Origin of the sequence: Pseudomonas sp. GM84 (assembly GCF_000282535.1) — a bacterium.
GTDB lineage: Bacteria > Pseudomonadota > Gammaproteobacteria > Pseudomonadales > Pseudomonadaceae > Aquipseudomonas.
In genome coordinates this window covers 1-24,847 of sequence record NZ_AKJC01000354.1, presented here as the reverse complement: position 1 = coordinate 24,847, position 24,847 = coordinate 1, and the positions used below count along the sequence as shown (strand labels likewise).

Genomic DNA, 24,847 nt, shown 5'->3' with positions numbered 1-24,847 from the left:
AAGCCGGCTCCCACAGGTACCGCACGGATCTCGGGCTCGGTGTTGTACCTGTGGGAGCCGGCTTGCCGGCGATAGGGGCACCGCGGTCCTGTTTCTTGCACCCAAAAAAATGCCGCCTCAACTGCCCGAAGGCCGTTGAGGCGGCATGTTCACCTCAGCGGTGCGAAGGCCTTATTGGCAGGCTTCGCAATCCGGCTCGTCGATGGCGCAAGCCTTCGGCACCGGCGCTGGGCCTGCAGCCTGCACCGGAGCGCTGTCGCCACCGCTGGACACGGCGTTGAGCTTGCCGGTGTTGATGGTCGACTTCTCGGTGCTGGTCGCGGCCAGGGCACGGAGGTAGTAGGTGGTCTTCAGACCACGATACCAGGCCATGCGGTAGGTCACGTCCAGCTTCTTGCCCGAAGCGCCGGCGATGTACAGGTTCAGCGACTGGGCCTGGTCGATCCACTTCTGGCGACGGGAGGCAGCATCGACGATCCACTTGGTCTCGACTTCGAACGCGGTGGCGTACAGGTCCTTCAGCTCTTGCGGGATACGCTCGATCTGCTGGACGGAACCGTCGTAGTACTTCAGGTCGTTGATCATGACCGAGTCCCACAGGCCACGGGCCTTCAGGTCGCGTACCAGGTACGGGTTGATCACGGTGAATTCGCCCGACAGGTTCGATTTCACGTACAGGTTCTGGTAGGTCGGCTCGATGGACTGCGACACGCCGGTGATGTTGGCGATGGTCGCGGTCGGCGCGATGGCCATGATGTTCGAGTTACGAATACCTTTCTGCACGCGGGCACGGACCGGCGCCCAGTCCAGGGTCTCGTTCAGGTCGACGTCGATGTACTTCTGGCCACGGGCTTCGATCAGGATCTGTTGCGAATCCAGCGGCAGGATGCCTTTGGACCACAGCGAACCCTGGAAGGTCTCGTAGGCGCCACGCTCGTCGGCCAGGTCACAGGAAGCCTGGATGGCGAAGTAGCTGACCGCTTCCATCGACTTGTCGGCGAACTCCACGGCGGCATCGGAGCCGTACGGGATGTGCTGCAGGTACAGCGCGTCCTGGAAGCCCATGATGCCCAGGCCGACCGGACGGTGCTTGAAGTTCGAGTTACGCGCTTGCGGCACCGAGTAGTAGTTGATGTCGATCACGTTGTCGAGCATGCGCACGGCGGTGTTCACGGTGCGTTGCAGCTTGGCGGTGTCCAGCTTGCCGTCAACGATGTGGTTCGGCAGGTTGATCGAGCCCAGGTTGCAGACGGCGATCTCGTCCTTGTTGGTGTTCAAGGTGATCTCGGTGCACAGGTTCGAGCTGTGGACCACGCCCACGTGCTGCTGCGGCGAACGCAGGTTGCACGGGTCCTTGAAGGTCAGCCACGGGTGGCCGGTCTCGAACAGCATCGACAGCATCTTGCGCCACAGGTCTTTGGCCTGGATGGTCTTGAATACCTTGATCTTGTTGTACTCGGTCAGGGCTTCGTAGTACTCGTAGCGCTCTTCGAAGGCCTTGCCGGTCAGGTCGTGCAGATCAGGCACTTCCGAAGGCGAGAACAGGGTCCACTTGCCGTCATCGAAGACGCGCTTCATGAACAGGTCAGGGATCCAGTTGGCGGTGTTCATGTCGTGGGTACGACGACGGTCATCACCGGTGTTCTTGCGCAGCTCGATGAACTCTTCGATGTCCAGGTGCCAGGTTTCCAGGTAGGCGCAGACCGCGCCCTTGCGCTTGCCGCCCTGGTTGACCGCGACGGCGGTGTCGTTGACCACTTTCAGGAACGGTACGACGCCCTGGGATTTGCCGTTGGTGCCCTTGATGTAGGAGCCCAGTGCACGCACAGGGGTCCAGTCGTTGCCCAGGCCACCGGCGAATTTCGACAGCATGGCGTTGTCGTGGATCGCGTGGTAGATGCCCGACAGGTCGTCCGGCACGGTGGTCAGGTAGCAGCTCGACAGCTGCGGGCGCAGGGTACCGGCGTTGAACAGGGTCGGGGTCGAGGCCATGTAGTCGAAGGACGACAACAGGTTGTAGAACTCGATCGCGCGGGCTTCCTTGTCTTTCTCTTCCAGCGCCAGGCCCATGGCAACACGCATGAAGAACACCTGCGGCAGCTCGAAGCGCACGCCATCCTTGTGGATGAAGTAGCGGTCGTACAGGGTCTGCAGGCCCAGGTAGGTGAACTGCTGGTCGCGCTCGTGGTTGATCGCCTTGCCCAGTTTTTCCAGGTCGAAGTCGGCCAGGGCCGGGTTCAGCAATTCGAACTCGATACCTTTGGCGACATAGGCCGGCAGGGCCTTGGCGTACAGGTCGGCCATCTCGTGGTGAGTGGCGCTGTCGGCAACGCTGAGGAAGCCCAGGCCTTCGGCACGCAGGGTGTCCATCAGCAGGCGGGCGGTAACGAACGAGTAGTTCGGCTCGCGCTCGACCAGGGTACGGGCGGTCATCACCAGGGCGGTGTTGACGTCCTTGATGGCCACGCCGTCGTACAGGTTCTTCAGGGTCTCGCGCTGGATCAGGTCGCCATCCACTTCGGCCAGGCCTTCGCAGGCTTCGCTGATGATGGTGTTCAGGCGCGCCATGTCCAGCGGCGCCAGGCTGCCGTCGGCCAGGGTGATGCGGATGCTCGGGTGCGGCTCGACCACGGCGTCGGTGTTGGCGCGGGTGGCACGCTCTTTCGCGCGCTGGTCGCGGTAGATCACGTAGTCACGGGCGACTTTCTGCTCGCCGGCACGCATCAGGGCCAGTTCGACCTGGTCCTGGATTTCTTCGATGTGGATGGTGCCACCCGATGGCATGCGACGCTTGAACGTGGCGGTGACCTGCTCGGTCAGGCGCGCGACGGTGTCGTGGATGCGCGACGAGGCGGCGGCGGTGCCGCCTTCAACTGCGAGGAACGCCTTGGTGATGGCCACGGTGATCTTGTCGTCGGTGTAGGGGACGACAGTGCCGTTACGCTTGATCACGCGCAGTTGGCCCGGAGCGGTGGCAGCCAGATCCTGGTTGGAATCGGCCTGCGGCGCCATGGCCTGCGGGTTCTCGCGAGTTGTGTCGGTTTGCATGGGTGGGTGTCTCCACAGTTTCTATATTGTTCAGGCGCCTTTTGGGCGCCCACCGTTCCGTCCACGTGTTCGATGACCCGGCTGGGGATGCGTCATGCGCGCGCATCCGACCGCTCGGGCGTACCGACTTCGGGACAGACTCAGGAAATGGGGGCAATAAGCTTGCCGCTCCCTGGCCGAAGTCAAAGGCTATAGGGCCATGCCGGCAAGCAGGCCCGAAAGCTGTTGTTCTCCAATCTTCCGCTGGAGCGGTTTGGCTGGTGAAACCACCGTAAGTTCAGCAGGAAAAAGCGCTTGAATTTCCGTGCCGAGTTGTGTTTGAGATTTCGGCTCAAACCCAATATCTAGTGGTTTGCTGCAATGGGGATACAAGATAATGCGGTCTGGGGGTCTTTGCAAGGCGAGCGCCTGTGGATAACTTGTGCGTACTTTGTGTGTGAATAGTGGGTATTCGCTGTAGGCCTTGTGCCAAGAGGTTTGCACTATTTTTCTGCGTCGTGCTGCCCCGGGGTGGAAATTTTCGGGGGCGAACACTAGCACAATAAACGGTTCAGTCGAGGGCCTTCTGGCTGAGGTTGGCAGTGCCTGGTGCGGGACGTAGTATCCGGGGCTGATGTTGCCTTTTGATTAAACGGTGACAGTTCCGTCCTCATCGCCGGCAAGCCGGCTCCCACAGGTTTCGCGCAGGCATTATCTGTGGGAGCCGGCTTGCCGGCGATGAGGCCGGAGCAGGCAAAACAAAGAACAACAATCGAAGGCAAGGCCATGGACCAACCCGTACACCGCATCCTGATCGTCGAGGACGACCAGCGCCTCGCCGAGCTCACCGCCGAATACCTCCAGGCCAACGGCTACGAGGTCGCCGTGGAGGGCGATGGCGCCCGTGCCGCACGGCGCATCGTCGACAGCCAGCCAGACCTGGTAATCCTCGACCTGATGCTGCCCGGCGAGGATGGCCTGAGCATCTGCCGGCGGGTACGCAGCCAGTACCCCGGCCCGATCCTCATGCTGACCGCCCGCAGCGATGAACTCGACCAGGTACAGGGCCTGGACCTGGGCGCCGACGACTATGTCTGCAAGCCGGTACGCCCCCGCCTGTTGCTGGCGCGCATCCAGGCACTGCTGCGGCGCAGCGAACCGACCCTGAACAAGAGCCAGGAGCTGGCCTTCGGCACGCTGCGCATCGACAACCGCTTGCGCGAAGCCAGGCTTGGCGAACAGTTGATCGAGCTCACCGGCGCCGAATTCGACCTGCTCTGGCTGTTGGCCAGCAACGCCGGACGGGTACTGACGCGCGAACAGATCTTCACGGCGCTACGTGGCGTCGGCTATGACGGCCAGGACCGCTCCATCGATGTGCGTATTTCCAAGATCCGCCCCAAGATCGGCGACGACCCGATCCAGCCACGGCTGATCAAGACCCTGCGCAGCAAGGGCTACCTGTTCGTTGGCGATGCGCCATGAACAACTCGATTTTCCTCCGTATCTACGGGGGCATGCTTGCCGTGCTGGTGCTGGTCGCCTTGCTTGGCGTGCTCAGCCTGCACCTGGTCAACGAAGTGCGCGCCGCCCAGCACCGCGAGCGCCTGGCCCAGGGCACGTTCAGCCTGATGGCCGACAACCTGGCGCAACAGAACGAAACCGAACGCAAGCGCTCGCTGCTGATGTGGGAGCGCCTGCTTGGCGTGCCACTGGAGCTGCAGCCGATGTCGGCACGCACGCTGGACGGTGGCCAGCGCGCGCGCCTGTATCGCGGCCTGGTGGTAGTGAACAAGACCGGGCCGCATGCCGCGCAGGTGCTGCGCAAGGTCGGCCGGGAGGACCTGCTGCTGGTGGCCGAGGTCAAGCAGATCAGCGAACAACTGGCCCGGGCCACCCTTTATCTGCTGACCGATGAACTGGTGCGCTACCCGGTGACCGAGCAGCAGCAGCGCCTGGCGGAGCTCAAGCAGAGCAAGGGCTTTGGTTTCGGTGTCGCCCTGCAGCGCCTGGAGCGGGTCGGTCTCGACGATGACCAGCGGCGTCGGGTGGAGGAGGGTGACACGGTCATGGCGCTGGGCAGTGATGGTGATTCGATCCGCGTGTTCGCCGGCCTGCCGGGTTCGCCCTGGGTGCTGGAAATCGGCCCGCTGTACCAGCTCAACCCCTATCCACCGCAATTGCTGGTGCTGATCACCTTCCTCGGCTTGTGCCTTATCGGCCTGGTGGTCTACTTGCTGGTGCGCCAGTTGGAGCGGCGCGTGTCGGGCCTGGAGATGGCCGCCACGCGCATCGCCCAGGGCAGCCTGGAGACCCGCGTACCGGCGGGCGATGCCGACTCGGTAGGGCGTCTGGCAGCGGCCTTCAACGGCATGGCCGAGCACCTGCAGCGCTCGCTGAACATGCAGCGTGAATTGGTGCGCGCGGTATCCCACGAATTGCGCACGCCGGTGGCGCGCCTGCGCTTTGGCCTGGAAATGATCGAAAGTGCGCCGACCGAGCAAGCGCGCGCCAAGCACCTGGCCGGTATGGATGGCGATATCCAGGACCTCGACAAGCTGGTCGACGAGATGCTGACCTACGCACGACTGGAGCAGGGGGCGCCGGCGCTCAAGTTCCAACGGGTCGACCTGGATGCCTTGCTCGACCGGGTGATCGAGGAACTGGCGCCACTGAACGCTCAAGTGAGACTGGTGCGCGGCGTGTGCCAGGTGCATGACACCGACGGCGCCTGGGTCGAGGCCGAGCCGCGCTACCTGCACCGCGCCCTGCAGAACCTGGTCGGCAATGCCCTGCGCCATGCCGCTGGCGAGGTGCGTTTGAGCTACCAGCTGGGCCAGCAGCGCTGCCGTATCGATGTGGAAGATGATGGCCCCGGCATTCCCGAAGGCTTTTGGGACCGCATCTTCACCCCCTTCACCCGGCTCGACGACAGCCGTACCCGGGCTTCAGGCGGGCATGGCCTGGGCCTGTCGATCGTGCGGCGGATCATCTACTGGCATGCAGGCCGCGCCACGGTGGGGCGCAGCGAGGCGCTGGGTGGGGCCTGCTTCAGCCTCAACTGGCCGCGTGAGCAGGTGCCGCAGTAGGGCTCAGACGCTGATCAGGCTGAGCAGGTGGCCGTCTTGCAGGCAGAACTGCCCTTCAAGCTCGCAGCCATGCCGCCAGTCGGACGACAGGTCGATGAGCAGGCGCAGGCGGGCCAAGCCATCGGTGGACCATTCCAGCACCTCGGCGTGCTCGAAGTAGAAACGCTGGCGGGTCAACGGGTAGAGGGTCTTGAACAGGCTTTCCTTGAGCGAAAAGGTCAGGGTGACCGCCAGACCAAGTTGGCTGCGGTCCAGGCGCTCGAGCTCCGCCGGTGTGAGAATTTCGCCCATCAACCGTTCGGCGCGGTCGTCGTCGAGCAGCGCTTCCTGATCCAGGCCGACGCCTCGACAGGCGGTATCGGCGGCAACCACCGCTGCCGCCCAGCCTTTGCCGTGGGTGATCGAACCATGGATCCCGGCAGGCCAGATCGGCGAGCGATCTTCGTGGCTGCCCGGCACATGATCGCGGCCATCCAGACGCTGCAGTGCGGCCCGCGCGCAGACGCGACCGGCCAGGTACTCGGCCTGGCGCTTGGCCACCGAGCGTTGCAGGCTGGCGCTGGGCACGATACCGGCGCGCAGGAAGTCGTCGGCGGCCAGCAGGGCCGGGTCGAAGGCGCAACTGACCAGTACCGCGCCGGGGAGTGGGCGGGGCAGGGGCCAGTGGTACTGGAGCGGGGCGCAGCAGGAAGGCAATGTGTTCATGGCAGGTATTGTGCCAGCCGACGGAGTTGTGTGGGAGATGGGGCGGCTTTGCAGCCCATCGCCGGCAAGCCGGCTCCCACAGGTACTGCACCGCCCTCAGGCTCTGCGGGGTACCTGTGGGAGCCGGCTTGCCGGCGATAGGGCCCTCTACTTGAACACTTGCTTGAAGAACGCCTGCATCTGCGCCCACGAACTTTCATCCGCCGCCTTGTTGTAGCCGATGTCCGGCCCACCATGCTCGCCATGGCTCAACCGATCCGCATCCGGGTTGGTGAAACCATGCTTGGCCCCGGGGATGCTGACGAACTGGTAGTTGACCTTGGCGGCATCCATCTCCGCCTTGAACGCCGCGACCTGCTCCTGGGTGACCATGCTGTCGTCGGCACCGTGCTCGACCAGTACGTAGGCCTTCACCTCGCCGGGTTTGGCCGGTGTCTGTGTCGCCAGCGCGCCATGGAAGCTCACCACGGCATCGAGCTTTCTCACGCCGCGCCGTGCCGCATCGAGCACCACCTTGCCGCCGAAGCAGTAACCGACGGCGCCCAGGCTGCTCTTGTCGGTGTAGGGTTGTCGTTCCAGCAATTCCAGGCCGGCGTCAAAACGTTTGGCCGCCTCATCCGGGTCTTTCATGGCTTCGGCCATGAACGCCTGGGCATCCTGCGGATGCTCGGTGTGCTTGCCATCGCCATACATGTCGATGGCCAGCGCGCTGTAGCCAAGGGCTGCGAGATCACGCGCGCGGCGCTTGGCGTAGTCATTCAGCCCCCACCACTCATGCACCACGACGATGCCCGGGCGTTCTTTCTTGCTGGCATCGTCATAGGCGTAGTAGCCGATCAAGCGTTTGCCCTCGGCGTCCTGGTAAGGGATTTCACGGGTTACTACTGCCGCTTGGGCAAGCGCGGCGCTGCACATCAGGGTCAAGGCCAGCAGGGCACGCATGTTCACTACTCCTTGTTTGGCAAACGGTTCGTTCAGCCGAGGTTCAGCCAAGGTTCAGCCGCGGTTCAGGGCACCCTGCTTACTCTAGCTTCCAGACCGAAACAGCGCCTTCAACTGGAGCAAGAAGCCATGAAAACCTTCAACACCCTGCTTGCCGCCATCGCCGTGTGTGCCGCTGGCATGACCACCGCCCAGGCCGCCGATGAAAACTTCGCCAGCCTGACCTACGGCCAGACCAGCGACAAGGTTCGCAAGTCAGGCCTGTTGCAAAGCAATACCGACAACCTCAACGCCGACGGCATCATCGGCAAGGACGATACCTGGGGTGTGCGCCTGGGCCGCATCAATGACCAGGGCCGCTACTACGTGACCTACGACAACGTCTCGGGCGATCACAGCGGCCTCAAGCTGCGCCAGGAGAACCTGCTGGGCAGCTATGACCTGTTCCTGCCGGTGGGGGATACCACCAAGCTGTTCGGCGGCGGCAGCCTGGGCATGACCAAGCTGACCCAGGATTCGCCGGGGGCAAGTCGTGACAGCGATTTGGGCTATGCGGTAGGGCTGCAGGCCGGCGTGATCCAGGAGCTGACCGACAAGGCTTCGGTAGAGCTGGGCTACCGTTACCTGCAAAGCAACGCCTCGACCGAAGTGGCGCCCAGCGGTGGGCCCAAGGCGGGCACCCTGCGTCTGACCAGCAGTGCACAGACTTACCTGTCGGCGAACTACAAGTTCTGAGGACTCGCGTTATCCTGTACCGGCCCTTTCGCGGGACAAGCCCGCTCCCACAGGTATCCTGGGGTTACTTGTGGGAGCGGGCTTGTCCCGCGAAAGAGCCGGCGCAGGCAACAGACGAAAAAGGAGAGCTAGATGAAACTTCTGGTGGTCGAGGACGAAGCCCTGCTGAGGCACCACCTCAATACCCGCCTGGGCGAAAGCGGCCATGTGGTCGAAGCCGTGGCCAATGCCGAAGAAGCGCTGTACCAGGCCGAGCAGTTCCATTTCGACCTGGCCATTATCGACCTCGGCCTTCCTGGCATGAGCGGACTGGAGCTGATCGGCCGGCTGCGCAGCCAGGCCAAGGCCTTCCCCATCCTCATCCTCACTGCGCGTGGCAACTGGCAGGACAAGGTCGAAGGCCTGGCCGCCGGTGCCGATGACTACCTGGTCAAACCTTTCCAGTTCGAAGAGCTCGAAGCACGGCTCAATGCCCTGCTGCGCCGTTCCAGCGGCTTTACCCAGTCGACCATCGCCGCAGGCCCGCTGGTGCTTGATCTCAACCGCAAGCAGGCGACCCTGGATGAGCAGCCCCTGGCCTTGACCGCCTACGAGTACCGCATCCTCGAATACCTCATGCGCCATCACCAGCAGGTAGTGGCCAAGGAGCGGTTGATGGAGCAGCTCTACCCGGGCGACGAAGAGCGTGACCCCAACGTCATCGAAGTGCTGGTCGGGCGCCTGCGCCGCAAGCTTGAGGGCGAGCACGGGTTCAAGCCGATCGACACGGTACGCGGCCTGGGCTACCTGTTCACCGAGCGCTGCCGGTGATCCGCTCGCTGCGGGTGCGCCTGATGCTGGCGGCGGCCGTGCTGGCGTTGCTGTTCATGCTGGCGCTGCTGCCGGCCTTGCAGAAGGCCTTCAGCCTGGCGCTGCAGGAGTCGATCGAGCAGCGTCTGGCCTCCGACGTCACCACGTTGATCTCGGCGGCACGCATCGAACATGGCCGGCTGCAGATGCCAGAGCTGCTGCCGGACGAACGCTTCAACCTGCCGTACACCGGCTTGCTCGGCTACATCTTCGACCGTGACGGCCAACTGGTCTGGCGCTCGCGCGCCACCGCCGACCAGAACATCAACTATCAGCCGCGCTACGACGGGCGCGGCAACGAATTTGCACGCATCCACCAGAACGATGGCGAAGAGTTCTTCGTCTATGACGTCGAGATCAAGCTGCTCGGCGGGCAGAGCGCGGCGTACAGCATCGTCGCCTTGCAGCCGGTGCGTGAGTACAAGCAAACCCTGGCTGGCCTGCGTGAAAAGCTCTACCTCGGCTTTGGCGCTGCCTTGCTGGCCTTGATGGCCTTGCTGTGGGCCGGCCTGACCTGGGGCCTGCGGTCGCTGCGGCGGTTGAGCCGTGAGCTGGACGAAGTGGAGTCCGGCGCACGCGACGGACTGAGCGCGGAACACCCCCGTGAGCTGCTGCGCCTGACCGGTTCGCTGAACCGCTTGCTGCGCAGCGAGCGTGAACAGCGCCAGCGCTACCGCGATTCGCTGGGCGATTTGGCGCACAGCCTGAAAACCCCACTGGCGGTGCTGCAGGGCGTAGGCGAAAACCTGCAGCAGCGCACCGGCGAGCGCGAGCAGGCGCGGGTGCTGCAGAGCCAGGTCGAGCGCATGAGCCAGCAGATCGACTATCAACTGCAGCGTGCCAGCCTGCGCAAGAGCGGCCTGGTGCGTCACCGTGTGCAACTGCGACCGGTGCTGGAAAGCCTGTGCAGCACCCTGGACAAGGTCTACCGCGACAAGCGTGTCGAGGTCATGCTCGATGTGTCGGCGCAGGCAGAGGTGCCGATGGAGCAGGGCGCCTTGCTGGAGTTGCTCGGCAACCTGCTGGAGAACGCCTACCGGCTGAGCCTGGGCCTGATACGGGTGAGCCTGCAGGAGGCGCCTGGGCAGCTGACGTTGTGCGTCGAGGATGATGGCCCTGGGGTGCCGGCAGACCAGCGGGAGCGAATTCTCGAGCGTGGCGAGCGGCTGGACCGGCAGCATCCCGGGCAGGGGATCGGCCTGGCGGTGGTCAAGGACATCGTCGACAGCTATGACGCGGCGCTGAGCCTGGAGGATTCGCCGTTGGGTGGGGCGGCTTTCAGACTCACCTTTCACCTGGAGTGAAGGGCTGGCAGTACCGGCCCCATCGCCGGCAAGCCGGCTCCTACAGAAGATACCTGCGCCAAACCTGTGGGAGCCGGCTTGCCGGCGATGACGCCAGTGATAACACCCACCGCTGCGGGCGGATTCCCGCCATCCTCCCTGTTCAAATTCCGCCACCGGGCGGAAATCCGCCACTTCCTATCCACCATTTCGCCCCGTCGCTGGGCATTATCCTCTAGCAATTGCGGCCTTCGCACAGTTCACGAGCATTTTGGCATCCCCCTTGCTATCTCCGTAGACAGAGGCCTGCCCAGGCAGCTCGAACACAACGACAAATCCCTCCAGGTGCAGGAGGGTTAGCGATTCAGGTGCCCAACCACCCTGGGAAGGGTGAAGCCAGCACACTTGAGGAAAATGAGCCATGACGACACGTCAGCCGCTGTACAAATCCCTGTATGTCCAGGTGATCTTCGCCATCACCATCGGCATCCTGCTCGGCCACTTCTACCCGGAAACCGGCGTTGCCCTCAAACCCTTGGGTGATGGCTTCGTCAAACTGATCAAGATGGTCATCGCCCCGATCATCTTCTGTACCGTGGTCAGCGGCATCGCTGGCATGCAGAGCATGAAGTCGGTCGGCAAGACCGGCGGCTACGCGCTGATGTACTTCGAAGTCGTCTCCACCATCGCCCTGATCATTGGTCTGGTGGTGGTCAACGTGGTCCAGCCAGGCGCCGGCATGCACGTCGACGTCAGCACCCTGAACGCCAGCAGCGTGGCCGCCTACGCCGCCGCCGGCGCGCAGCAGACCACCGTCGGCTTCCTGCTCAACATCATTCCCAACACCATCGTCGGCGCCTTCGCCAACGGCGATATCCTGCAGGTGTTGATGTTCTCGGTGCTGTTCGGTTTCGCCCTGCACCGCCTGGGCAGCTATGGCAAGCCAGTGCTGGACCTGATCGACCGCTTCGCCCATGTCATGTTCAACATCATCAACATGATCATGAAGCTCGCGCCGGTCGGTGCCTTTGGCGCCATGGCGTTCACCATCGGCCAGTACGGTGTCGGTTCGCTGGTGCAGCTGGGCTACCTGATGGCCTGCTTCTACATCACCTGCCTGGCGTTCATCCTCATCGTCCTCGGCGGTATCTGCCGCGCCCACGGCTTCAGTGTCCTCAAGCTGATCCGCTACATCCGTGAAGAGCTGCTGATCGTGCTGGGCACTTCCTCCTCGGAGTCGGCGCTGCCACGCATGCTGGCCAAGATGGAGCGTCTGGGCGCGAAGAAATCGGTGGTTGGCCTGGTGATCCCGACCGGCTACTCGTTCAACCTGGACGGCACCTCGATCTACCTGACCATGGCCGCCGTGTTCATCGCCCAGGCCACCGACACCCACATGGACATCACCCACCAGATCACCCTGCTGCTGGTGTTGCTGGTAGCGTCCAAAGGTGCCGCAGGCGTGACCGGTTCGGGCTTCATCGTCCTCGCCGCCACCCTCTCCGCCGTTGGCCACCTGCCGGTTGCCGGCCTGGCGCTGATCCTCGGCATCGACCGCTTCATGTCCGAAGCTCGCGCCCTGACCAACCTGATCGGCAACGCCGTTGCCACCGTGGTGGTGGCCAAGTGGGTCAATGAAATGGACAACGACAAGCTGGCGTCGGAACTGGCTTCCGGTGGTGCGCCGCTGATCGACACTCGCCCGACCGACGACCTGGGCGTAGCGGAAGGCCCGGCTCGTTGAGTTGAGATGCAGTCACGAAGAAGGCGACCCTAGGGTCGCCTTTTTTTGTGTCTGCTGTTTCAGCTGCGTCATTGCCGGCCCTTTCGCGGGACAAGCCCGCTCCCACAAGTACCCCACAAATTTCTGAATCAGCGGGGATCCTGTGGGAGCGGGCTTGTCCCGCGAAAGGGCCGGTTCATTCAACACGCGTCTCGCCGCTGTAAATCAGAATCTCTCTACACCGCCGACACAAATACCGCCGCCCCTGATGCACCAGCCTGTGCCGCTGCGCAGTAAACGGAAAATCACTCTCCGGACAAGGGCACCGATAGATGTACCGGGTCACCACGCGCCGCTGCACCTCATAGTTGTGGCAACGGTTCGGCGGCAGCTCATAGACCCCGCGCATGATCAATTGCCACTCCTCGCCATGGGCCTGGATGCGCTCACCGAACAGTTGATGGGCAACCAGGTGCGCCACCTCGTGGGCGACGGTCTGACGCAGGAAGTCTTGCTGGTTTTCGCGGTACAGCTGCAGATTGAAGCGCAGCAGGTTCTCGTGCAGGTGGGCGACGCCGGCTTTCTGGCCGCGCAGCTTGAAGCTCACGTGTGGGCGCGGGAAAGGGCGTTTGAAAAAGGCTTCGGCTTGCTGGTAACAGGTTTCGACGCGTTGTTTGAGCAGCTCGGGCATGGCGGGGTAATTCTCCTGACCGGTCATTATGCCGCAGCGCGGCGAAGGTGCCGAGCCCACTGGTCAGCAGGCAGACAAAGGCCGCCTTGCGGCGGCCCCTGGCTTGATGCCCCAGTGTTGGTTGGATCTAGTTGGTATAGACGGGCCCTACGCCCAGGCCCCAGATGATCACGGTAGCAGCCATGATCGCCACCAGTACCACCAGGCCCACTGCCAGCACCGAGCTGGAGAACAGGAAGCCTTCATCCGATGGAATGTTCATGAACGTCGGCAAGCCGACATAGAGCAGGTACACGGTGTAGCAGATGGCGGCAGTGCCCACCAGCATGCCCAGCCACAGGTGCGGGTAGAGCGCCACCAGGCCGCCGAGGAACAGTGGGGTGGCAGTGTAGGTGGCAAATGCGATGCACTGGGCCAGGGACGGGTTGGCATCGTAGGTGCGAGCCATCCAGTGAATGAACGCGCCCATCACCGCTACCCCGGCGAGCATCGCCAGGTAGGACATGATGCTCATCCACAGCGCGCTTTCCAGGGTCAACATGACCGCCGGACGGCCACCGATCACCCAGCCGACCTGGGTGGTGCCGATGAATGCCGAAATGGCGGGGATCGCCGCCAGGATCAGCGTGTGTGTCAGGTACATGTGGCTGATGCTTTCTTCTTCCCCGCGAATCTCGCGCCATTCCTGATCAGGATGGGTAAAAAGCCCCACAACGTGATGAATCATGCCGGTCACTCCTCTCTATGTTGCCAACCGCCCCCCAGGTGGAGCGCAAGCGGCCCGAGGCCAAGACAACCGATGCAAGCGGTAATGTGGCCTTATGTCGCAGTATAGGAAGCCGTTGTCAGCATAAAACCGGCTTTTTAGAGCAAATTGCGCTGTCGGGAGTGCTGCTGATTACATTGAAGTCTTTATCGGTTAGCCCTACAGCCGCGTCAGGTTTGTGCGTAAAATAGCCGCCTTTTGTCACACCTCGCGGATTCAAGCGCTATGGGCACCCTCTCGGTCAACCAGAACAAACTGCAAAAACGCCTGCGTCGCCTCGCTGGCGAAGCCATCACCGACTACAACATGATCGAGGATGGCGACAAGGTCATGGTCTGCCTGTCTGGCGGCAAGGACAGCTACACCATGCTCGACGTTCTGTTGCACCTGCAGAAGGTGGCACCGATCACGTTCGAGATCGTCGCGGTGAACATGGACCAGAAGCAGCCGGGCTTCCCCGAGCATGTGCTGCCGGCCTACCTCAAGGAACTGGGCGTCGAGTACCACATCGTCGAGAAGGACACCTACTCGGTGGTCAAGGAGCTGGTGCCCGAGGGCAAGACCACCTGCTCGCTGTGCTCGCGCCTGCGCCGTGGCACCTTGTACACCTTCGCCGACGAGATCGGCGCGACCAAGATGGCCCTGGGGCACCACCGCGACGACATCGTCGAAACCTTCTTCCTCAACATGTTCTTCAACGGCGCGCTCAAGGGCATGCCGCCGAAGCTGCGCGCCGACGACGGCCGCAACGTGGTGATCCGCCCGCTGGCCTACTGCAACGAGAAAGACATCCAGGCCTACTCGGACATGAAGGAATTCCCGATCATTCCGTGCAACCTGTGCGGTTCCCAGGAGAACCTGCAGCGCCAGGTGGTCAAGGACATGCTGGTGGAGTGGGAGCGCAAGCACCCGGGCCGTACCGAGAGCATCTTCCGCGCCCTGCAGAACGTTGCCCCGTCGCAGCTGGCCGACCGCAACCTGTTCGATTTCACCAGCTTGAAGATCGACGAGAGCGCCACCCCGCGCTTCCTCGATGTGCTGAACATCTGAGCCCATGCGCGATTACCAGTGGCTGCACGAATACTGCCTGAACCGCTTCGGCTCGGCCCAGGCCCTCGAAGCCTTCCTGCCGCAGCCGCGCACGCCAGCGCAGCTGCGCGACATCAGCGATGACCGCTACCTGTCGACCCTGGCCCTGCGCGTGTTCCGCGCGGGCCTCAAGCACAGCCTGGTGGACGCCAAGTGGCCGGCGTTCGAGCAGGTGTTCTTCGGCTTCGACCCGGAGAAAGTGGTGCTGATGGGGGCTGAGCACCTGGAGCGGCTGATGCACGACGAGCGCATCATCCGCCATCTCGGCAAGCTCAAGAGCGTGCCGCGCAATGCGCAGATGATCCTCGACGTGGCGAAGGAGAAGGGCAGTTTCGGCGCATTCATCGCCGACTGGCCGGTGACCGATATCGTCGGCTTGTGGAAGTACCTGGCCAAGCAGGGCAACCAGATGGGCGGGCTGTCGGCGCCGCGCTTCCTGCGCATGGTCGGCAAGGACACGTTCATCCCTACCGATGACATGGCGGCTGCGCTGATCGCCCAGAAGATCATCGACAAGGCGCCGACCAGCCAGCGGGATCTGGCGTTGGTGCAGCAAGCGTTCAATCAATGGCACGAAGAGAGCGGGCGGCCGCTGTGCCAGTTGTCGGTGATGCTGGCGCATACCGTCAACCATTGAGAATGCTGGGGCCGCTGTGCGGCCCGATCGCCGGCAAGCCGGCTCCCACAGTGAGTACACCGCTGAACTTGTAGGAGCTGGCTTGCCGGCGATTGGGCTGCAAGGCAGCCCCCGAACTCAACTCCCTTCGCCCGCCATGCGCCGCTCATGCTGAAACTTCCAGCGCACAAAAAGCAGCCCACTGACAAACAACCCCAGGCTTACCAACACCTCAACCCAGCCAAACACCGCCCGCGCCGGGTCGAACGCCGCCAGCACGCCCTTGATGAAATAGATATTCACCACAAAGCAGGTCCAGGCATGCGCCCGGGCACTGCCCATCAACATGCCCGGCACCAGCAACAGCAGCGGCACCAGCTCGATCGCCAGAATCACCCCGACCCGCGCCCCATGCAGGTTGGCGAACCACAGGTTGTTCACCACCAGCAAAGCGATCAGGCCAAAAAAGAAGGCCAGGCTCAGCGCCCGCGTCAGGCGCATGCGCGGTGCCAGCCATTCCAGCGACGGCAACACCTTGGGCTTTCTAGCCACGCGCGGCCTCCAGTGCCTTGGCCGTGGTCGCCAGGCGTTGGCCAAGGGCGCGGCACAGGGTGATCTCGTGCTGATCGAGTTCACGCTTGCCATCGGCACCGGCATGGTGGCTGGCGCCGTAAGGCGTGCCGCCACCGCGGGTTTCCAGCAGTGCCGATTCGCTGTAGGGCAGGCCCATCACCAGCATGCCGTGGTGCATCAGCGGCAGCATCATCGACAGCAGGGTGGTTTCCTGGCCGCCGTGCAGGCTGGCGGTGGAGGTGAACACGGCGGCGGGCTTGCCGACCAGTTCGCCCCCCAGCCACAGGCTGCTGGTGCCATCGAGGAAGTACTTCAACGGCGCGGCCATGTTGCCAAAGCGGGTCGGGCTGCCCAGCACCAGGCCTGCGCAGTGGCGCAGGTCGTCGAGGGTGGCGTACAGCGCGCCGCTGGCCGGAATGTCCGGGGCCACGGCTTCGCATTCGGTGGAAATCGCCGGCACCGTGCGCAGGCGTGCCTCCATGCCGGCCAGCTCGATGCCGCGGGCAATGTGCCGGGCCATCTCGCTGGTCGAGCCGTGGCGGCTGTAATACAGCACCAGGATAAACGGCGCACTCACGGCAGAATCTCCAGCACCTTCTCCGGTGGGCGACCGATCACCGCCTTGTCACCGGCGATCAGGATCGGCCGTTCGATCAGCTTGGGGTGCTGGGTCATGGCGTCGATCAGCTGCGCGTCGCTCAGGGCCGGGTTGGCCAGGTCGAGCGTCTTGTATTCGTCTTCGCCGGTACGCAGCAGCTGGCGCGGGGCGATGCCCAGCTTGCCGAGCAGGGCCTTGAGGGTGGCAGCGTCTGGCGGGGTTTCCAGGTAACGCACGATGGTCGGTGCCAGGCCCCGTTGTTCGAGCAGTTCCAGCGCGCCGCGGGATTTCGAGCAGCGCGGGTTATGATAGAGCGTCAGGTCAGTCATGTCGGGTCGCATCCAGCTGGGTGTGGCGGCTATTCTAACCGCAGCGACTGACCCATTTGCTCGAAAACTTGAGAAGGATTGACCCATGGCAAGGCGTTTGGCAGCAGTACTGGCCATCACCGCGAGCCTGTTGCTCGGTGGTTGCGGTGCCGACTACGGCGTGGACCAACACGGTAATACGGTGAAGGCCGAGCAGCTCGACGGGCACTGGCTGGTGCTCAACTACTGGGCTGAATGGTGCGGCCCGTGCCGTACCGAGATTCCGGAACTGAACACGGCGGCCAAGCAGTGGGCGGCCGACGGTATCAAGGTGGTCGGGGTGAACTTCGACGGCTTGCAGGGGCCGGAATTGAAACAGGCGACCGATACCCTGGGCATTGGCTTCACCGTGCTGGCCCAGGATCCGGCCGAGCGCTACGACCTGCCGCGCAGCGAGGCGCTGCCGGTGACCTACATCATCGATGACAAGGGCAAGGTGCGCGAGCAGCTGCTGGGCGAGCAGACCCTTGAAGGGCTGCAGGCCAAGATCAAGGCCCTGAAAGGCGCTTGATGCAAGTCTGCACCGGCCTCATCTCCCACAGGTAAACCACTGACCTAGAGAACAGTGGAGTACCTGGGGGAGCCGGCTTGCCGGCGATAGGGCCGGTACAGCCAACAGAGAATCAGCCTTCCTCAGGCCAGAAGCGCAAAGGCTTGCCTTCAGCCGGCCAGAAACGCATCTGCTCGACCGGCGACACATCCCAGCGCTGCACCGTCTCCAGCGCCTGCAAAAAGCGCTTTTCCTGCTCCATCAACGCCGGCGCGCAGAGCTTGCGGGTCTTGCCGACCTTGCCAAAGCTCAGGTGCTCGCCGTCCAGGGTATACGGCGCGAACCAATGGTTGCAGCCGGCATTGCCATAGGCGCGGCCATCGCTGGCCAGGGTCAGGGTCAGGTGGCTGTAGTCGATCAGCGGGCGTTCACCGATCCACTCCAGCACATAGCTGCGTTCCTGCTGCAGCTTCGACGGTTCGGCGGCGCAGCCAAGCAGGCCGCTGGCAACCAGCAGGCCGGTCAGCACATTCTTCACGCGGCGCTCTCCTGGCATTTCGGGCACAGGTGCTTGTCGCCACGGCTGGCCCAGCCCAGCTCGGTGACGCGCGCGGTGGCGGCCGGCTGGCGGGCTTTCTTGCCCAGCTTGGCGTCCACGGCGAACTCGAAGTCCAGCACCGCGTCGCAGCTGTCGCATTCGACCTGCCAGGTGAGGATCTCCAGCTCGTTGAACACCGGGCCGCTGGCCACGGCAACCCACTGGCCGCGTGGGTTGATCAGGTGACGCACGCTTTCCACGGTCAGGCGCATGGCCAGGTCCTTGCTGCCCTTGAGGGTGACCAGCAGGGTGTCGCCTTTGTGCATCGAACCACCGTTGCCGGTCACCTGGTAACGGCCAGGTACCAGGGCGCGGCATTCGATCAGGGTGTGTTGCGGGTTGAAAAGGGTGTAGCGGAAATCGTGCTCGACCATGGGTCCTCCAGAAATGCCGCGTATCCTAGCATTAACCTGTGACCTGATTCTGCGGTTTGCCAGCCGCCCAGCGGATGATGTTGTCCAGCGTGGTCGCGGCAATGGCGTCCAGGGCTTCGCGGGTCAGGAAGGCCTGGTGCGCGGTGACGATCACGTTGGGGAAGGTCAGCAGGCGCGCCAGCACATCGTCCTGCAGCGGCAGGTCCGAGCGGTCCTCGAAGAACAGCTGTGCTTCCTCTTCATAGACGTCCAGGCCCAGGTAGCCGAGCTGGCCGCTTTTCAGCGCATCGATCAGTGCCGGCGTGTCCACCAGCGCGCCACGGCCGGTGTTGATCAGCATGGCGCCGGGCTGCAGCTGGGCCAGGCTCTGGGTGTTGATCAGGTGTTTGGTGTGCTCGGTCAACGGGCAGTGCAGGCTGATGATTCGCGCCTCGCGCAGCAGTTCGGGCAGCTCCAGGTAGCGGGCCCCCAGCGCCAGCAGCTCGGGGTTGGGGTAGGGGTCGTAGGCCAGCAGCTGGCAGCCGAAACCGGCCATGATGCGGGCGAAGGCAGCGCCGATCTGGCCGGTGCCGACCACGCCGACGGTCTTGCCGTGCAGGTCGAAGCCGGTCAGGCCATGCAGGGTGAAGTCGCCTTCGCGGGTGCGGTTGTAGGCACGGTGCAGGCGGCGATTCAGCGCCAGGATCAGCGCGACGGCATGTTCGGCCACCGCATGCGGCGAGTAGGCCGGCACACGCACCACTGCCAGGCCCAGGCGCTGGGCGGCGGCCAGGTCGACATGGTTGTAGCCGGCCGAACGCAGGGCGATCAGGCGCGTGCCGCCGGCGGCCAGGCGCTGCAGGACCTGGGCGTCGAGTTCGTCGTTGATGAAGGCGCACACCACATCAAAGCCCTGGGCCAGGGCGGCGGTGTCGAGGGTCAGGCGGGCGGGCTGGAAGTGCAGCTCCAGGGGCAGGTTTTGGCTGGCCTGGGTGAAGCTTTCCTGGTCGTAGTGCTGGCTGCTGAACAACAGGGCGCGCATGGTCGGGCTTCCTATTTCGAGGTAGTGGGGATTGTAGCCAGCTGCCAGGGCAAAGGTGTTGATCTGTACCGGCCCTGACGCCACAGATTCAGCACCGATTTCATGGAGGCCAGGGGACCTGTGGGAGCGGGCTTGCCCCGCGAAGAGGCCGGCCCAGGCACTGGAATAGTCTGGCACGGGCTTGGCCCGTGTTCGCGAGACAAGCCCGCTCCCACAAGGCCCTTGAGGTCAGGCGCTGAGCCGCGCCTGCGCCGCCAGCCGGCAGATCGCCCCGTCCAGCTCATCCAGAGCCTGCTGCGCCTGCGGATGATTCTGCTTGAGCAAGGTCTCACTGCGTTGGCACGCCGCGCGCAGCTGCGGCACGCCGCAATAACGCGATGCCCCGTTGAGTCGATGCACCTGCTCGATCAGCGCGGTGTGGTCCTCGGCCTCGCGCGCCGCGCGGATCGCTTCGCGGTCGCTGTCCAGCGACGCCAGCAGCATGGTCAGCATGTCGGCGGCCAGGTCCGGCTTGCCGGCTGCCAGACGCAGGCCTTCGTCAGGGTCGAGCACCCGCAGGTCACGACTATCGGCCTGCTGCTCATCCAGGCGCTCCAGGGGCGCGGCGCCCAGGCTCAACCCGGTCCACTTCATCACGACCTGGACCAGCTGGCGTTCGCTGATCGGTTTGGTCAGGTAGTCGTCCATGCCGCTGTGCAGCAAGGCGCGTTTTTCGTTGGCCATGGCGTGGGCGGTGAGGGCGACGACCGGCAGCGGACTGCCACTCTGGGTGTTTTCCCACAGGCGGATCTGCTCGGTGCAGGCACGCCCATCCATGCCGGGCATCTGCACGTCCATCAGCACCAGGTCGAAGGTTTCGCTCTGCACCGCCTGCAGTGCGGCCTGACCGTTGTCGACCGCCAGCACATCGGCCCCCAGGTCTTCGAGCAGGGTCTGCACCAGCAGCAGGTTGGCGGGATTGTCGTCGACACAGAGGATCTTTGCCCGGCGCTCGCCGCGGTTGCCCGCGTTCGTTTCGGCGAACGGGCGACGCGGTTGCAGCAGCTCCAGCAGCAAGCGGCGCAGCTTGCGCGTGCAGGTTGGCTTGGACAGCAGCTGACCGTGGCCATTGGGCAGGAACGGGTGGTAAAGCGCCTGTTCGGTGGTCGGGCACAGCACCACGCACAGGCACTGGAAACGTTCCAGTTGCTGGTGGTAGTGGCCCAGTTGCTCGGGCGACAAACTGCCCAGGTTGGCGCCCAGTACGGCGAACTCGAACGGCAGGCCGGCCTGGTGCGCAGCCTGCACACCCTGCAGCAGATGATCGCAGGAGGCGAACAGGCTCACGCTCAGGCCGCAGTCCTCCAGCTGGTGTTCGAGGGCCTGGCGCGCCAGCTCATGGCCATCGACGATCGCCGCGCGACGGCCCAGCAGCGGTTGCAGCGGCTGCTCCTCCATGTCGTCGTGGGCCTTGGGCAGGCTCAGGCTGATCCAGAACTGCGAGCCTTCGCCCGGCGTGCTGTCGACCCCGATCTCGCCACCCATCTGTTCGATCAGGCGCTTGGAGATCACCAGGCCCAGGCCTGTGCCGCCCGGTTGCCGGGCCAGCGAGTTGTCCGCCTGGCTGAATGCCTGGAACAGCGTGCGCACGTCCTGCGGCGACAGGCCGATACCAGTGTCCTGCACGCTGATGCGCAGTTGCGCGCTGTCTTCGTGTTCGTCTTCGAGCATCGCCCGCACGACGATGGTGCCTTCGCGGGTGAACTTGATCGCGTTGCTCACCAGGTTGGTGAGGATCTGCTTGAGCCGCAACGGGTCACCGACCAGCGACGACGGCGTGTCGCGGTAGATCAGGCTGAGCAGTTCGAGCTGCTTGGCGTGGGCGGCGGGGGCGAGGATGGTCAGGGTGTCCTGGATCAGGTCGCGCAGGTTGAACGGGATGCTGTCGAGCACCAGTTTGCCGGCCTCGATCTTGGAGAAGTCGAGGATCTCGTTGATGATCCCCAGCAGGTTGTCGGCGGACTTTTCGATGGTGCTCAGGTAATCCAGCTGGCGCGGGGTCAGCTCGCTTTTCTGCAGCAGGTGGGTGAACCCGAGAATACCGTTGAGCGGCGTGCGGATCTCGTGGCTCATGTTGGCCAGGAACTCCGACTTGATACGGCTGGCCTCCAGGGCCTCCTTGCGCGCCATGTCCAGCTCGATGTTCTGGATTTCAATGGTTTCCAGGTTCTGGCGCACGTCCTCGGTGGCCTGGTCGATGCTGTGCTGCAGTTCTTCGTGGGCGCTGTGCAGGGTCTCGGCCATGCGGTTGATACCGCGTGCCAGTTCGTCCAGTTCGTGGCTGCCCATGGCGGGCAGGCGCTCTTCGAGATGGCCGTCCTTGAGCTGGTTGACCGCATGCTTGATGCGCGCGATCGGGTCATTGATGGTGCGGCTCATGCGCATCGCCAGCAGGCCACTGAGGCCAAGGCAGGCCAGGATCAGCAGCACGGTAGTGAACAGATTGCGGTAGCCACGCAGCAGTGTGCCGTCGTGGGACAGTTCAATTTCGACCCAGCCCAGCAGACGCTCGGCTTCGGCTGGCACGGCATCGGTGGCCAGGTCGCGATGATGACCGAACACCGGCATCAGGTAGCGGGTGGCGTCGTTGCCGCTGCGCTCCAGCAGCTGGGTGCCGGTGCCGCCGCTGGGCGCCTGGTTGATCATGCTGGGGCCGGCGTGGGCCAGGCGGCTGCGGTCCGGGGCAAGGAACGCCACGGCGCGCACATCGGCCTGTTCCAGGGTTTGCGCAGCGATGCGCTCAAGCTGCGCGGGCGTCAGTCGGGCCAGGGCAGGGGCGGCCAGCGGAGCCAGTTGCTCGGCGATCATCTTGCCGCGCTGCAACAGTTGGGTGCGCAACTCATTTTGCTGCAACCAGGTGAAGTAGCAGCCCAGCACCAACGCCATCAGGCTGGCCGGTAGCAGTGCCAGCAGCAGAACCCGGCTGCGGATTCCCAAACGATCGAGCACACCAGCCTCCTGTCATGTGCCTGTACGCCGCGGCCGGAGCCGCGAGCCAAAGCGGAAAGTTACTCTGCCTGCCGCATGAATGCACCTCTTTGCGGTGTTTTCTCTGGGCTGTCACTGCATTGGTCGCGGGGCGGTTGCCTAGATCGGTAGCATGCTCAATAATTGCACGCAATTGAGAATGCATGGCAGTTGCCAATGAATCCCGTAGCTATTCACACCTCCAGCATCCTGGCCATCGAGGACGACCCGGTACTGGGCGCCTACCTGCATGAGGAATTGCAGCGTGGTGGCTTCCAGGTGACCTGGTGCCGCAACGGGCTCGAAGGCCTGGAAACGGCCGGTCGGCAGGCCTTCGACGTGGTACTGCTGGATATCCTCCTGCCGGGGCTGAACGGCCTGGACGCCCTGGCCCAGTTGCGTCGACGCAGCGCCACGCCGGTGATCCTGATGTCGGCACTGGGCGCGGAAGCCGATCGAATCTGTGGCTTCCAGCGTGGAGCCGACGACTATCTGCCCAAGCCTTTCAGCATGGCCGAGTTGCAGGTTCGCATCGAGGCGATCCTGCGCCGCGTCGCCCTCGAACGTCGGCACCAGCCAGCGCAGGAACTCGCCACGGGCGAGCTCCGCTTCGACGATGGCCTGTGCGATGTCAGCCTGGGCGGCCAGCATGCGGGCCTCACCCCTAGCGAATACCGTCTGTTCGACATCCTCAATCGCAACTTCGACGAGGTGCTGAGCAAACCCTTCCTTTATCAGCAGGTGTTGCAGCGTGGCTATTCGCGCCATGACCGCAGCCTGGACATGCATGTCAGCCAGATTCGCCGCAAGCTCAAGGGTATCGGCTACCACGAGCGGCAGATCCGCACCGTCTGGGGCAAGGGCTACGTGCTCAGTGTCGGCGAGGCGGAGTGAGCGATGCTCGACCGTCATTCGCTGTTCTGGAAGCTGACGATCCTGCTGGTGGGTTTCTGCCTGCTGATGATCGGCCTGAGCTACACCTGGGGCCGCCACATGGAAACCCAGAACGCGTTTCTCGACGAGCCCGCCCGCCAGGTGCTGCGCGGCTATGCCAGCGAAGCCGAGCAGGCCTGGCGCAGCGGCGGGCAGGCCGGGCTGGATCAATGGGTCGCGGCCATGCAGCAGCGCGAGCAGGGCTGGCTCGGCGTGCTCGACAGCCAGCTGCGGCCCTTGAACAGTGCCACCCTGGGCCCGGAGATCATGCAACGCCTGACGCGCCTGCGCGGTGTCGACTGGCCCATGAGCCGGCGCAGCATCGACCAGCCCTGGCTGCGCATTCCGTTCCCTGGGGCGCCGGCGCAAGGCATGCTGGTGATCGAGTTGCCGACACGTTTCACCCCCGGTCAGTACCAGATGGCCTGGCGTGTCGTCACCAACGGCATCATTCCTGGCCTGTTCACCTTGCTGCTGTGCATCGGCCTGTACCGCATGCTGATCGTGCCGCTCAACCAGCTGCGCGAGCAGGCCAACGCCTGGCGCGCCGACCAGCTCTCGGCACGTCTGGACTCACGCACCATCGCCCGGCATGACGAGCTGGGCGAACTGGCGCGTGCCTTCGACCAGATGGCCGAGCGGCTGCAGGGCACGGTGGCCATGCAGCAGCAGCTGCTGCGCGATTTGTCCCACGAGATGCGCACGCCCCTGAGCCGGTTGCGCGTGGCCTGTGACGGTGAAACCGACCTTGAGCGCCTGCGCGAGCGGTTGGGTCGTGAGGTGGACTGCATGCAGCAGCTGGTCGAGGACACCCTGCAGCTGGCCTGGCAGGATGCCGAACGGGCACCGATGAACCTTGAGCCGATCCAGGTACAGGCGTTGTGGGAGCTGTTGGTCGAGGATGCCTGTTATGAAAGCGGCTGGTCGCCTGAGCGCCTGCGTTGCGAACTGCCGGCCGATTGCTGGGTGCAGGGCAACCTCAACCACCTGGCCCAGGCCGTCGAAAACATGCTGCGCAACGCCATCCGCCATTCGCCGGAAAACGGCCTGGTGCGTTTGGGCGGGCAGCGCGAGGGTAGCTATTGGCGGTTGTGGCTGGGAGATGAGGGCGGTGGCGTGGCCGAGGGCGACCTGGAGCGGATCTTCGCGCCGTTTTCCCGCCTCGACGGCTCGCGCCCGGGGGATGGTGGGTTCGGTCTGGGGTTGAGCATTGCCCGCAGCGCGATCCAGCGTCAGGGCGGCACCTTGTGGGCCGAGAATGGCAAGCGCGGGCTGCGCTTGTGCATGCGCCTGCCGGTTCATGCACCGGCCCCATCGCCGGCAAGCCGGCTCCCGCAAGTGTCGTAGTGAAGCGCTGACCCTGTGGGAGCC

General features: G+C 64.1%; 23 protein-coding genes. 11 read left to right on the top strand and 12 right to left on the bottom strand.

Annotated elements, in window-relative coordinates; all coding sequences use genetic code 11:
• Positions 1-171: 171 nt before the first annotated feature.
• Positions 172-3,048, bottom strand: coding sequence for a ribonucleoside-diphosphate reductase subunit alpha (locus tag PMI38_RS25395; RefSeq protein ID WP_008100729.1), 2,877 nt, complete (start codon positions 3,046-3,048; stop codon positions 172-174).
• Between the two features lie 765 nt (positions 3,049-3,813).
• Here PMI38_RS25395 and PMI38_RS25390 point away from each other — a divergent pair.
• Together PMI38_RS25390 and PMI38_RS25385 are read left to right on the top strand one after the other, a co-directional pair.
• Positions 3,814-4,512 carry a response regulator transcription factor gene (locus PMI38_RS25390; RefSeq protein ID WP_008100727.1) on the top strand — a complete coding sequence of 233 codons (699 nt, stop codon included), beginning with the start codon at positions 3,814-3,816 and terminating at the stop codon, positions 4,510-4,512.
• Entirely contained in the window at positions 4,509-6,116 is a 1,608-nt protein-coding gene (locus PMI38_RS25385) for an ATP-binding protein (protein ID WP_008100724.1), read from the top strand. Before PMI38_RS25390 ends, PMI38_RS25385 begins: the two co-directional genes overlap by 4 nt.
• Before the next feature lie 3 nt (positions 6,117-6,119).
• On the opposite strand, the gene PMI38_RS25380 is transcribed toward PMI38_RS25385, so the two are convergent.
• Together PMI38_RS25380 and PMI38_RS25375 are read right to left on the bottom strand one after the other, a co-directional pair.
• Positions 6,120-6,821, bottom strand: a complete 702-nt coding sequence (locus PMI38_RS25380) for a 4'-phosphopantetheinyl transferase family protein (RefSeq protein ID WP_008100722.1) — start codon at positions 6,819-6,821, stop codon at positions 6,120-6,122.
• A gap of 147 nt (positions 6,822-6,968) precedes the next feature.
• Complete coding sequence (locus PMI38_RS25375; protein WP_008100720.1) at positions 6,969-7,763, bottom strand: dienelactone hydrolase family protein; 795 nt, start codon at positions 7,761-7,763, stop codon at positions 6,969-6,971.
• 129 nt (positions 7,764-7,892) lie between these two features.
• On the opposite strand from PMI38_RS25375, the gene PMI38_RS25370 reads away from it, so the two are divergent.
• From PMI38_RS25370 to PMI38_RS25355, 4 genes are all read left to right on the top strand, one after another.
• Positions 7,893-8,498, top strand: coding sequence for an outer membrane beta-barrel protein (locus PMI38_RS25370; protein ID WP_008100718.1), 606 nt, complete (start codon positions 7,893-7,895; stop codon positions 8,496-8,498).
• Between the two features lie 132 nt (positions 8,499-8,630).
• Positions 8,631-9,308: a response regulator gene (locus PMI38_RS25365; RefSeq protein ID WP_008100716.1), complete on the top strand. Its 678-nt coding sequence runs from the start codon at positions 8,631-8,633 to the stop codon at positions 9,306-9,308.
• Positions 9,305-10,651, top strand: coding sequence for an ATP-binding protein (locus PMI38_RS25360; RefSeq protein ID WP_008100714.1), 1,347 nt, complete (start codon positions 9,305-9,307; stop codon positions 10,649-10,651). The genes PMI38_RS25365 and PMI38_RS25360 overlap by 4 nt, the downstream gene beginning before the upstream one ends.
• 400 nt (positions 10,652-11,051) lie before the next feature.
• On the top strand, positions 11,052-12,374 hold the full coding sequence (locus PMI38_RS25355) for a dicarboxylate/amino acid:cation symporter (protein WP_008100713.1): 1,323 nt from the start codon (positions 11,052-11,054) through the stop codon (positions 12,372-12,374).
• A gap of 175 nt (positions 12,375-12,549) precedes the next feature.
• Here the strand turns inward: PMI38_RS25355 and PMI38_RS25350 are convergent, their stop codons facing one another.
• Together PMI38_RS25350 and PMI38_RS25345 are read right to left on the bottom strand one after the other, a co-directional pair.
• Positions 12,550-13,044: a SprT family zinc-dependent metalloprotease gene (locus tag PMI38_RS25350; protein WP_008100711.1), complete on the bottom strand. Its 495-nt coding sequence runs from the start codon at positions 13,042-13,044 to the stop codon at positions 12,550-12,552.
• 127 nt (positions 13,045-13,171) lie between these two features.
• Positions 13,172-13,771: a Yip1 family protein gene (locus PMI38_RS25345; protein WP_008100708.1), complete on the bottom strand. Its 600-nt coding sequence runs from the start codon at positions 13,769-13,771 to the stop codon at positions 13,172-13,174.
• A gap of 264 nt (positions 13,772-14,035) precedes the next feature.
• On the opposite strand from PMI38_RS25345, the gene ttcA reads away from it, so the two are divergent.
• A complete protein-coding gene (gene ttcA, locus PMI38_RS25340) occupies positions 14,036-14,860 on the top strand; it encodes a tRNA 2-thiocytidine(32) synthetase TtcA (RefSeq protein WP_008100705.1) in 825 nt (274 codons plus the stop codon).
• A gap of 4 nt (positions 14,861-14,864) precedes the next feature.
• Entirely contained in the window at positions 14,865-15,536 is a 672-nt protein-coding gene (locus PMI38_RS25335; protein WP_008100703.1) for a DNA-3-methyladenine glycosylase I, read from the top strand.
• 117 nt (positions 15,537-15,653) lie between these two features.
• On the opposite strand, the gene PMI38_RS25330 is transcribed toward PMI38_RS25335, so the two are convergent.
• From PMI38_RS25330 to arsC, 3 genes are read right to left on the bottom strand one after another with little or no spacing between them, the layout of a single operon-like run.
• Positions 15,654-16,067, bottom strand: coding sequence for a DUF2069 domain-containing protein (locus PMI38_RS25330; RefSeq protein ID WP_008100701.1), 414 nt, complete (start codon positions 16,065-16,067; stop codon positions 15,654-15,656).
• Complete coding sequence (gene wrbA, locus PMI38_RS25325) at positions 16,060-16,665, bottom strand: NAD(P)H:quinone oxidoreductase (RefSeq protein WP_008100699.1); 606 nt, start codon at positions 16,663-16,665, stop codon at positions 16,060-16,062. Before wrbA ends, PMI38_RS25330 begins: the two co-directional genes overlap by 8 nt.
• Positions 16,662-17,015: an arsenate reductase (glutaredoxin) gene (gene arsC, locus PMI38_RS25320; protein WP_008100696.1), complete on the bottom strand. Its 354-nt coding sequence runs from the start codon at positions 17,013-17,015 to the stop codon at positions 16,662-16,664. The genes wrbA and arsC overlap by 4 nt, the downstream gene beginning before the upstream one ends.
• 85 nt (positions 17,016-17,100) lie before the next feature.
• Here arsC and PMI38_RS25315 point away from each other — a divergent pair, with 85 nt between their 5' ends.
• Complete coding sequence (locus PMI38_RS25315; protein WP_008100694.1) at positions 17,101-17,565, top strand: TlpA disulfide reductase family protein; 465 nt, start codon at positions 17,101-17,103, stop codon at positions 17,563-17,565.
• Positions 17,566-17,677: 112 nt separating this feature from the next.
• Here PMI38_RS25315 and PMI38_RS25310 read toward each other — a convergent pair whose 3' ends face one another.
• From PMI38_RS25310 to PMI38_RS25295, 4 genes are all read right to left on the bottom strand, one after another.
• A complete protein-coding gene (locus tag PMI38_RS25310; protein ID WP_008100692.1) occupies positions 17,678-18,082 on the bottom strand; it encodes an META domain-containing protein in 405 nt (134 codons plus the stop codon).
• A complete protein-coding gene (locus PMI38_RS25305; RefSeq protein WP_008100690.1) occupies positions 18,079-18,516 on the bottom strand; it encodes a hypothetical protein in 438 nt (145 codons plus the stop codon). The genes PMI38_RS25310 and PMI38_RS25305 overlap by 4 nt, the downstream gene beginning before the upstream one ends.
• Before the next feature lie 31 nt (positions 18,517-18,547).
• Positions 18,548-19,537 (bottom strand): 2-hydroxyacid dehydrogenase, encoded by a 990-nt coding sequence (locus PMI38_RS25300; protein WP_008100688.1) that lies wholly within the window; start codon positions 19,535-19,537, stop codon positions 18,548-18,550.
• Positions 19,538-19,765: 228 nt separating this feature from the next.
• Positions 19,766-22,525: a response regulator gene (locus tag PMI38_RS25295; RefSeq protein WP_008100687.1), complete on the bottom strand. Its 2,760-nt coding sequence runs from the start codon at positions 22,523-22,525 to the stop codon at positions 19,766-19,768.
• 195 nt (positions 22,526-22,720) lie between these two features.
• Here PMI38_RS25295 and PMI38_RS25290 point away from each other — a divergent pair, with 195 nt between their 5' ends.
• The gene (locus PMI38_RS25290; protein WP_008100684.1) at positions 22,721-23,437 is read left to right on the top strand and encodes a response regulator transcription factor; all 717 of its coding nucleotides are present in this window, start codon (positions 22,721-22,723) and stop codon (positions 23,435-23,437) included.
• A 3-nt stretch (positions 23,438-23,440) separates the two neighbouring features.
• Positions 23,441-24,823 carry a sensor histidine kinase gene (locus tag PMI38_RS25285; RefSeq protein WP_008100682.1) on the top strand — a complete coding sequence of 461 codons (1,383 nt, stop codon included), beginning with the start codon at positions 23,441-23,443 and terminating at the stop codon, positions 24,821-24,823.
• The last annotated feature ends 24 nt before the right edge of the window (positions 24,824-24,847 follow it).

Coding starts and splice junctions, on each gene's coding strand:
- PMI38_RS25395 (WP_008100729.1), bottom strand. CDS start 3,048: ATGCAAACCGACACAACTCGCGAGAACCCGCAGGCCATGGCGCCGCAG.
- PMI38_RS25390 (WP_008100727.1), top strand. CDS start 3,814: ATGGACCAACCCGTACACCGCATCCTGATCGTCGAGGACGACCAGCGC.
- PMI38_RS25385 (WP_008100724.1), top strand. CDS start 4,509: ATGAACAACTCGATTTTCCTCCGTATCTACGGGGGCATGCTTGCCGTG.
- PMI38_RS25380 (WP_008100722.1), bottom strand. CDS start 6,821: ATGAACACATTGCCTTCCTGCTGCGCCCCGCTCCAGTACCACTGGCCC.
- PMI38_RS25375 (WP_008100720.1), bottom strand. CDS start 7,763: ATGCGTGCCCTGCTGGCCTTGACCCTGATGTGCAGCGCCGCGCTTGCC.
- PMI38_RS25370 (WP_008100718.1), top strand. CDS start 7,893: ATGAAAACCTTCAACACCCTGCTTGCCGCCATCGCCGTGTGTGCCGCT.
- PMI38_RS25365 (WP_008100716.1), top strand. CDS start 8,631: ATGAAACTTCTGGTGGTCGAGGACGAAGCCCTGCTGAGGCACCACCTC.
- PMI38_RS25355 (WP_008100713.1), top strand. CDS start 11,052: ATGACGACACGTCAGCCGCTGTACAAATCCCTGTATGTCCAGGTGATC.
- PMI38_RS25350 (WP_008100711.1), bottom strand. CDS start 13,044: ATGCCCGAGCTGCTCAAACAACGCGTCGAAACCTGTTACCAGCAAGCC.
- PMI38_RS25345 (WP_008100708.1), bottom strand. CDS start 13,771: ATGATTCATCACGTTGTGGGGCTTTTTACCCATCCTGATCAGGAATGG.
- ttcA (WP_008100705.1), top strand. CDS start 14,036: ATGGGCACCCTCTCGGTCAACCAGAACAAACTGCAAAAACGCCTGCGT.
- PMI38_RS25335 (WP_008100703.1), top strand. CDS start 14,865: ATGCGCGATTACCAGTGGCTGCACGAATACTGCCTGAACCGCTTCGGC.
- arsC (WP_008100696.1), bottom strand. CDS start 17,015: ATGACTGACCTGACGCTCTATCATAACCCGCGCTGCTCGAAATCCCGC.
- PMI38_RS25315 (WP_008100694.1), top strand. CDS start 17,101: ATGGCAAGGCGTTTGGCAGCAGTACTGGCCATCACCGCGAGCCTGTTG.
- PMI38_RS25305 (WP_008100690.1), bottom strand. CDS start 18,516: ATGGTCGAGCACGATTTCCGCTACACCCTTTTCAACCCGCAACACACC.
- PMI38_RS25300 (WP_008100688.1), bottom strand. CDS start 19,537: ATGCGCGCCCTGTTGTTCAGCAGCCAGCACTACGACCAGGAAAGCTTC.
- PMI38_RS25290 (WP_008100684.1), top strand. CDS start 22,721: ATGAATCCCGTAGCTATTCACACCTCCAGCATCCTGGCCATCGAGGAC.
- PMI38_RS25285 (WP_008100682.1), top strand. CDS start 23,441: ATGCTCGACCGTCATTCGCTGTTCTGGAAGCTGACGATCCTGCTGGTG.